The 7864-nt window shown below is 73.5% G+C and carries 8 protein-coding genes; 6 read left to right on the top strand and 2 right to left on the bottom strand.

The genetic code is table 11. From position 1 onward, the window contains the following. The first annotated feature begins 163 nt into the window (after nt 1–163). The 3 genes from thiE to ACFXPK_RS28570 all read left to right on the top strand — a co-directional run bounded on the left by thiE (nt 164) and on the right by ACFXPK_RS28570 (nt 2846). Nucleotides 164–814, top strand: coding sequence for a thiamine phosphate synthase (gene thiE, locus ACFXPK_RS28580; protein WP_385007707.1), 651 nt, complete (start codon nt 164–166; stop codon nt 812–814). A 124-nt stretch (nt 815–938) separates the two neighbouring features. Then, the gene (gene metF, locus ACFXPK_RS28575; protein WP_385007705.1) at nt 939–1856 is read left to right on the top strand and encodes a methylenetetrahydrofolate reductase [NAD(P)H]; all 918 of its coding nucleotides are present in this window, start codon (nt 939–941) and stop codon (nt 1854–1856) included. Between the two features lie 12 nt (nt 1857–1868). After that, nucleotides 1869–2846 carry a hypothetical protein gene (locus tag ACFXPK_RS28570; RefSeq protein WP_385079965.1) on the top strand — a complete coding sequence of 326 codons (978 nt, stop codon included), beginning with the start codon at nt 1869–1871 and terminating at the stop codon, nt 2844–2846. A 70-nt stretch (nt 2847–2916) separates the two neighbouring features. On the opposite strand, the gene ACFXPK_RS28565 is transcribed toward ACFXPK_RS28570, so the two are convergent. Both ACFXPK_RS28565 and ACFXPK_RS28560 read right to left on the bottom strand, forming a co-directional pair. Continuing rightward, nucleotides 2917–4425 carry a phytoene desaturase family protein gene (locus ACFXPK_RS28565; RefSeq protein WP_385079964.1) on the bottom strand — a complete coding sequence of 503 codons (1509 nt, stop codon included), beginning with the start codon at nt 4423–4425 and terminating at the stop codon, nt 2917–2919. A gap of 10 nt (nt 4426–4435) precedes the next feature. After that, entirely contained in the window at nt 4436–5026 is a 591-nt protein-coding gene (locus ACFXPK_RS28560; RefSeq protein ID WP_385079962.1) for a DUF4126 domain-containing protein, read from the bottom strand. A gap of 612 nt (nt 5027–5638) precedes the next feature. On the opposite strand from ACFXPK_RS28560, the gene ACFXPK_RS28555 reads away from it, so the two are divergent. From ACFXPK_RS28555 to ACFXPK_RS28545, 3 genes are all read left to right on the top strand, one after another. Next, the gene (locus tag ACFXPK_RS28555) at nt 5639–6178 is read left to right on the top strand and encodes an SAV_6107 family HEPN domain-containing protein (protein ID WP_385007953.1); all 540 of its coding nucleotides are present in this window, start codon (nt 5639–5641) and stop codon (nt 6176–6178) included. 94 nt (nt 6179–6272) lie between these two features. After that, on the top strand, nt 6273–7058 hold the full coding sequence (locus ACFXPK_RS28550) for a class I SAM-dependent methyltransferase (RefSeq protein WP_385079960.1): 786 nt from the start codon (nt 6273–6275) through the stop codon (nt 7056–7058). 309 nt (nt 7059–7367) lie between these two features. Continuing rightward, nucleotides 7368–7766, top strand: coding sequence for a DUF3040 domain-containing protein (locus ACFXPK_RS28545; protein ID WP_385079958.1), 399 nt, complete (start codon nt 7368–7370; stop codon nt 7764–7766). Nucleotides 7767–7864 lie beyond the last annotated feature (98 nt).

Below are 7864 nucleotides of genomic sequence, written 5' to 3'. Positions count from 1 at the left end.
CTGTCCGCCCGCGCCGGGAGGGTCACGGACCCGAGACAGAGACGTACGACGCACACGCACCGCACGGCACCGACGCGGGCCCCCTGCGGACCGGCGCGGGACCGATGCGGGAGTCAGCGCGCAACCGACGCGGAACCAGCGGAACCAACGGGGGGACCTTCCCATGCCCACGCCCCACCAGGCACTGTCCGACGCCCGGCTCTACCTGTGCGTGGACGCCCGTAAGCGGCAGGGGGACCTCCCCGCGTTCCTCGACGCCGTGCTGGCGTCCGGCGTGGACATCGTGCAGCTCCGCGACAAGGGCATGGAGGCGGCCGAGGAGCTGGACCACCTCCGGGTCTTCGCCGACGCCTGCCGCCGCCACGGCAAGCTGCTCGCCGTGAACGACCGCGCCGACGTGGCGCACGCCATCGGCTCCGACGTGCTCCACCTCGGCCAGGGCGACCTGCCCGTCCCGGCCGCACGGGCCATTCTGGGCACCACCCCGCTGATCGGCCGCTCCACCCACGCGCGCGCCGAGGTGGACGCGGCGGTCGCCGAGCCCGGAGTGGACTACTTCTGCACCGGCCCCTGCTGGCCCACCCCCACCAAGCCGGGCCGCCACGCCCCGGGGCTCGACCTCGTGCGGTACGCGGCGGCGAGCGGCACGGACCGACCGTGGTTCGCGATCGGCGGGATCGACGCGGGCAACCTGGACGAGGTGCTGGACGCCGGGGCCCGCAGGGTCGTCGTCGTACGGGCCATCACGGAGGCCGACGACCCGGCCGCCGCCACGGCGGCCCTGGCCGCGCGGATACGGGCCCGCGCCGCCTGATCCCGAGGCCAGGGGCCCGGGACGCCGGTCGCGGGACGTCCGAGGCGTGGACACCTTCCGGGCAATACCGTGAAAAGCCCCACGTCCGGTTGGGTGGCCGCCACGCCCTCGATAGCCTGCACATATGGCCCTAGGCACAGCTTCGACCCGATCGGATCACGCGCGTACGGTGCGTGAGCTGCTCGCGACCGGAAAAACCTCGTACTCGTTCGAGTTCTGGGCGCCCAAGACCGGGAAGGGCGAGCGGAACCTCTGGAACGCGCTGCGCAGGGTCGAGGCGGTCGCCCCGAGCTTCGTCTCCGTGACCTACGGAGCGGGCGGTTCCACGCGGGAGGGCACGGTCAGGGCCACGCAGCGGATCGCCTCCGACACGACCCTCACCCCCGTCGCCCACCTCACGGCCGTCGACCAGTCCGTCGCCGAACTGCGCAACATGGTCGGCCAGTACGCCGACGCCGGGATCCGCAACATCCTCGCCGTACGGGGCGACCCGCCCGGCGACCCGATGGGCGAGTGGACCGAGCACCCCCAGGGCGTGCGGTACGCCGCCGACCTGGTCCGGCTCATCAAGGAGTCCGGGGACTTCTGCGTCGGTGTGGCGGCCTTCCCCGAGATGCATCCGCGCTCGCCCGACTGGGACAGCGACATCCGGCACTTCGTCGCCAAGTGCCGGGCCGGCGCCGACTACGCGATCACCCAGATGTTCTTCGACCCCGAGGGCTACCTGCGACTCCGCGACCGGGTCGACGCCGCGGGTTGCGCGACACCGATCATTCCCGAGATCATGCCGGTCACCAGTGTGAAGATGCTGGAGCGATTGCCCCAGCTCTCCACCGCGGTCTTCCCGGCGGAGCTGAAAGAGCGGATCCTCTCCGTCAAGGACGATCCGGCCGCTGTACGCTCCATTGGCATCGAGTTCGCGACGGAGTTCTGCGCCGGACTGCTGTCCGAAGGCGTACCGGGCCTCCACTTCATCACACTCAACAATTCCACGGCGACGCTCGAAATCTACGAGAATCTCGGACTGCACGAGCAGTCGTGACTAGGGGCGGGCATGGGCTTGGCGGTCCTCTACATCGCATTCGGCATCGTTGCCCTCTGGCTGCTGGCCGAGGTGCTGCTTCAGTACAAGGCGCGGCTGCGCTGGCGGATACTCGCCTTCACCGGGTTCATGGGTGTGGTGCTCGGTGTGCTGATCGGGTCCGTCCCCGTCATCGTGCTCGGAACGATCGCCTTCGCGGCCGGCCAGACCTATGTGACGCTCTCCTACCGCAGCGGCTTCTCGATGGGGTGGGCCATCGGCGGCAGGCCGGGGGCCAGCCGCCGTCGTAAGGCCGGCGCCGAGCCGGCCGCCGACCGCGAACCCGCCCTGGAGGTCTCGGACCTGGAGTACGAGCCCGTGGACCGGCCGGCCGGCCCCGCGGCGGTGTACGCGACGGAACCCCTGCCCGACGACACCGGGCAGTACGGCGTCTACGACGACGCGGTCCAGGACGCGCACACCGCAGGGCGGGCCGCCGCGCATCCGCACGGGTCCCAGGAGACCGCCGACCCGGGCGGCTACGGCGGCGGTTACGACGCCTACCCCGGCTACGGGACGCCCCAGGGCGGCCAGGACGCCTACGCGGCCCACGACCCCTACGCCCCGCAGGACGCGTACGCCTCCCAGGACCTGTACGCGGGCCAGGGCGGCTACGCGGCGCAGGACGGCTACGCCACGAACCAGGGCGGCTACGGCTACGGATCCGGCGACCAGCAGTACGCCGCCTACGCCGACCCGTACAACGGCGGCACGGCCGACGGCGGTCGGCAGTACGACGCGTACGACAGTTTCGGCGGCCGGCAGCAGTACACGGCGCCGTACGGGGACCACACCGACCAGCAGGGTTACGGCAACGACACCCCGCCCGGCGGCGTATGGGTCCCACAGCAGCGCGAGCGCCAGGACGACCCGTTCCCCCCGGCGCCGGGCGAGAAGCCCCAGCAGGGGTACGACGCGGGCTCCGGCTACAACGACCAGTACCGCTACTGACCCGCCGCCACCCGCACCGGCCCGCCCGGCACCGGACCACCCCGCACCGGCCCGCCCGCGAACCTCACGGTCACCGCGAGCCGCGGAACTCCGCGCCCTCGACGATCAGTCCGGCGACCAGCGCCCCCGACATCCCCGCGTGTGCGAGCCCGCCGCCGGGGTGCGCCCAGCCGCCCGCGCGGTAGAGCCCGGGCAGCTCCGTGGTGTTCGCGGGGTGCAGCAGCGCCCCCGCCGCCCCGGCCAGCGCGGGCGCCGGGACCGCGCCGCCCTCGGCCCCGGTCCGCTCCTGCGTGTCGGCGGGCGTCCGCACCTCGTGCCACAGCAGCCGCTCCGGCAGCCCGGGGAGGGCCGCCTGCGCCGCCGCCATCAGCACCCGCGCGTACCGTTCGCGCAGCGCCGCGCCCGACCAGTCCACCGGGCCGTGCGGCGCGACGGTCGCGGTGAGCGTCACCGCCTCGTGCCCGTCGTCGGGGCGCGTCGCCGCGTCGTCGGGCCGCAGCACCGTCACCGTGGGCCGCTCGGCGGGGCGTCCGCCGAAGACGGCGGCGGCCTCGGCCGCGCCGTCCGGCGCGTGCACCACCGTGCGGTGGGCGGCGTCCGCGTCCCGGCCGCCGCGCAGCGCCAGCAGCACCGTGAACCGGCCGGGCACCGAGCCGTCGCGCCGCTCCCGTACGGAACCGTCCCCGGCGCCGTCGAGGTCCCGGGCGGCGAGCCGTCCGGCGGCGACCCCCGCCACCACCGCGTCGGCCGGGACGAGGGTGCCGTCCGCCAGCTCCACACCGGCGGCCACGCCGTCCTTCTCGACGATCCGCGTCACCTCGGCGCCGAAGACGAACTCCACCTTGCGGGCCAGACAGCGCTCGTACACCGCACGGGCCAACTCCCGCATGCCGCCCCGCACATACCAACTGCCGAAGGTCTGCTCCAGATACGGCAGCACGGCCGCGGACGCCGGGGCGTGGCGCGGGTCCAGTCCGTACGACAGAGCGCAGCCGTCCAGCAGGGCCGCCAGCCGGGGGTCGCCCAGCTCCCACGCGCCGATCTCCGCGACCGTGGCTGCCTGCCGGGCGCCGCGCAGCAGCCGGCGCTGCCGGACCGCCGGATACGGGTCACGGCCGAGCGGGCGCGGGTCGGCCCGCAGCGGCTCCTCCAGCAGCGGTCTGCGCGTGCGGTCCCAGGCGTCCCTGGCCCGGCCCAGGAAGGCGGCCCACCGCTCACCGGCGCCCGCGCCCAGCGCCGCGTCCAGCGCGGCGACGGAGCCCGCCCGCGACGCGTTGGGCAGCCGTACGTCCGTACCGTCGGCGAAGAGGTGCCGGCTCGCCGGGTCCACCTGGTCGAGCGTCACACTCCGCTCCAGGGACTCCTTGCCGGTCTTCACGAACAGATCGCGGTAGACCGCCGGGAGGTGCAGCAGGCCGGGCCCGGTGTCGAAGACGAACCCGTCCCGCTCGAACCGGTCCACCGCCCCGCCGTAGGTCGCCGAGCGCTCGTACACCGTCACCCGGTGGCCCGCCACGGCCAGCCGCGCGGCCGTGGCCATGGCGCCCATCCCGGCGCCCACCAACACGATCCGTCCCATGGCGAAAAGACTATCCAGCGTCACCGACAACGCGGCGCCGAGCCCGGCGCCGCAGGAACCGGCGGATCCTGGTGGCCAGGAAGAACACCGTCGCGACGCCCGCCACCAGCAGGATCCCCGCGACGACCGCGGCCGCGACCGGATGGAACAGCGCGAAGACGACGATCCCGGCGACGCCCAGGTCCTCCGCCGTGCTCACCAGAACGTTGCTCACCGGCTCGGGCGAGGTGTTGATCGCCATGCGGGTGCCGGCCTTGACGAGATGGCTCACCAGCGCCGTCGAGCCGCCCACGGCGCCCGCCGCCAGCTCCGGCAGCGAGCCGCTCTGCCCGGCGAGCAGCGCGCCGACCACCGCGCCCGCCACCGGCCGGACCACCGTGTGCACGGAGTCCCACACCGAGTCGACGTACGGGATCTTGTCCGCCACCGCCTCGCAGAGGAAGAGCACGCCCACGACGACCAGCACATCGGTCCGCTGGAGCGAGGCGGGCACCTCGTCGGTCAGCCCGGTGGCACCGAAGAGGCCCAACAGCAGCACCACCGCGTAGGCGTTGACGCCGCTGGCCCAGCCGCTCGTGAAGATCAGGGGAAGTACGGACACGGTCGCGATCGTAGCCGTGCGGCCCCGGGGTGGGGAGAAGTACGGAGCCGTGAGTACGCGTACCTAGGGGGCGAGATGAGTAGGGACGCGGATGGGCCGCGACCTGCGTGAACGGAAGAGTGGAGCCCACGGAAGGGGAGCGGCACCGGTACCGCCGGCACGGGGCGGCGGAACGGGTGCGGCACCCCGGACGTGACGGGGGTGCGGAACGGAGGGCCCGGCGACCACGGGGGATCCACGGAGGATCGGTGGATGGCGGGCTCTCCGGCACCACGGGGGAACGGGGTGGGGGACCGAGGGGGCGACCAGGAGGGGAGACCCAAGGGGGTACGGGGGAGTACGGGGGAGGGGGACTGGGGGGTTACGGGGGAACGGGGGAGTTGCAGGGGAACGGGGGATCACGGGGGAACGCGCCGGTCCGGTGCGGCTCATGGGGGATGAGCCGCACCGGACCGGCGCTTTTCGTGGCACCGCGTCCGCACCGCGCCAGCGCCACGTCCGCACATGTCCGCCCATCGGCGCGAAAGCGCAGGTCAGGCCGATTGTCAGTGGTGGCCGTCACGATGGACACATACGGCCACGAAGCCGTCACGCGACGACAGGAGGTTCGTCATGGCCAGTTCCTACGCACGTGCCGCACACCGGCGCCGTACCGACGGCCCTGCACCCTCGCTGACCGGACCACCGAGCGATGTCCACCCCGTCCTGCGCCGGGCCACCGCGCCGCCCGCCGCCCTCGATCTGCTTGCGCAGGCGCGCGGCGGACTGGACGAGGCCGCCACCCTGGACACTCCGAACGAGCGCTACGCCACCGCCCACCTCGCCGCCCTGCGCACCGCCGCCGCAGTCCTCGCGGCCCGTGGCCGGCCCGAGACCACCCCGCGGCGCCGCCAACGGATCAGGAGCGTCTGGGAGGTCCTTCCCGAGATCGCGCCCGAGCTGTCCGAATGGGGCGGGCTCTTCGCCTCGGGAGCCACCCGCAGGGCGCGCGCCGAGGCCGGGATAGCGGGCGCGGCCAGCGGCCGCGACGCCGACGACCTGATCCGGGCCGCCGGGATGTTCCTGCGCCTGGTGGAGCGGCTGCTCGTGCTCGAACCGGTGCTGCCCCAGCCGCGCGAGGAACCGCCACGGCCGGGTGGCGCCGCTGGGTGACCGGGCGGGACGGCCGAGGCAATAGGGTGGGCGCAGTCTGTCCTGTTCCACGCCCCGCCGCCAGGGGCGGCACCGCGCCGAGGAGTCAACTGCCGTGTCGGACCCTTCCCCTGTCAACGGTGGGGAGACGCCATCGCGCCCCCGCGGCTCCCTCCGCACCGCCGTGGTCTGGGAAGTCCTCAAGGACGCCCTCGCCCGCCGGGCCGGGGCGGCGGGCACCGGTGTCCTGGACGTCCTGGACACCGGAGGAGGGACGGGTAACTTCGCCGTGCCCGTCGCCCGTCTGGGCCATCGGGTGACCGTGGTCGACCCCAGCCCGAACGCGCTCTTCGCCCTGGAGCGCAGGGCGGCCGAAGCCGGGGTCGCCGAGCGTGTCCAAGGGGTGCAGGGGGACATCCACGGTCTCTTCGACGTGGTCGGACGCGGCGGCTACGACGCCGTGCTGTGCCATGGCGTCCTGGAGTACGTGGACGACCCCGCCGAGGGCGTACGGAACGCGGTCGACGCCCTGCGCCCCGAGGGCGAGCTGAGCCTGCTCGCCGCCGGGCTGGGCGGCGCCGTGCTCGCCAGGGCGCTCGCCGGGCACTTCACGGAGGCCCGGCAGGCGCTCACCGACCCGGCGGGCCGCTGGGGCGAGGCCGATCCGGTGCCCCGGCGCTTCACCGCCGAGCAGCTCACCGAGCTGGTGGCCGGGGCCGGTCTGCGGATCGGCGCCGTCCACGGTGTCCGGGTCTTCGCGGACCTGGTGCCCGGCGGCCTCGTGGACACCCAGCCGGGTGCCGTGGACGCCCTGCTGAAGCTGGAGGCGGCCGCCGCTGAGCTGTCGGCTTTCCACTCCGTGGCCAGCCAGCTCCACGTCCTGGGCGAGAAAAGGAGCTGACCGCCGACGGCCCGGGGAACCCCCGGTGAACCGTCCGGAACGCCCCGTACATGGCTGATCAGCGGCGCAGCTCCGCATGGAGTGCGCCACAGGCCCCCCAGTGGGGCTCCGGGCGCCGTATGATCGGGGTACACCATCCGGCATGACGGATCGATGGTTGGGGAATCAACGCCTCAGCGACCGAGCCGACATGGCGGCCCGGAATGGCGATTTGGCGTTGAGGGCGGGTTTCACGGGGGCGATTCCCTGCCTATCCTTGAAGGAGCCGCATACCGGTCGCCCCCCGCGACCGACGACTAGGAGGACTCCGTGCCGCTCTCGGAGCACGAGCAGCGAATGCTCGAGCAAATGGAGCGAGCGCTGTACGCCGAAGATCCCAAGTTCGCGACAGCGCTTGAGGGAAGCGGGCTGCGTACATACACCCGGCGACGGGTCTACCAGGCAGTCGCAGGCTTCCTGGTGGGTATCGCGCTCCTCATGGCCGGAATGGTCGCCCAGCAGATCTGGATCAGTGTGGTGGGGTTCCTCGTCATGCTGGGCTGTGCGGTCCTGGCTGTCACCGGTTGGCGCAAAGCGCCCAAACCAGGTGAGCAGCAGCAGGCGGCGGGCGGCGCATCCGCCGACCGGCGCCCATCGAGACAGCGCCGTTCCATGATGAACCGGATCGAGCAGCGGTGGCAGCGTCGCCGCGACGAGCAGGGCCAGTAACAGCAGCCCCACCGCTCGGTCCCACCGAGCGACAGCGGGACCGGGGCAGCAGGGCCAGGACAGTACGGCTGAGGGGCGGACGTTTCAAGCGTCCGCCC

Origin of the sequence: Streptomyces sp. NPDC059142 (genome assembly GCF_042755665.1) — a bacterium.
Classification (GTDB): domain Bacteria; phylum Actinomycetota; class Actinomycetes; order Streptomycetales; family Streptomycetaceae; genus Streptomyces.
This window is presented reverse-complemented; position numbering and strand designations above follow the sequence as displayed.

Bases quoted from the DNA above. Each gene is read 5' to 3' on its own strand.
- thiE (WP_385007707.1), top strand. From the start codon at position 164: ATGCCCACGCCCCACCAGGCACTGTCCGACGCCCGGCTCTACCTGTGC.
- metF (WP_385007705.1), top strand. From the start codon at position 939: ATGGCCCTAGGCACAGCTTCGACCCGATCGGATCACGCGCGTACGGTG.
- ACFXPK_RS28570 (WP_385079965.1), top strand. From the start codon at position 1,869: ATGGGCTTGGCGGTCCTCTACATCGCATTCGGCATCGTTGCCCTCTGG.
- ACFXPK_RS28565 (WP_385079964.1), bottom strand. From the start codon at position 4,425: ATGGGACGGATCGTGTTGGTGGGCGCCGGGATGGGCGCCATGGCCACG.
- ACFXPK_RS28555 (WP_385007953.1), top strand. From the start codon at position 5,639: ATGGCCAGTTCCTACGCACGTGCCGCACACCGGCGCCGTACCGACGGC.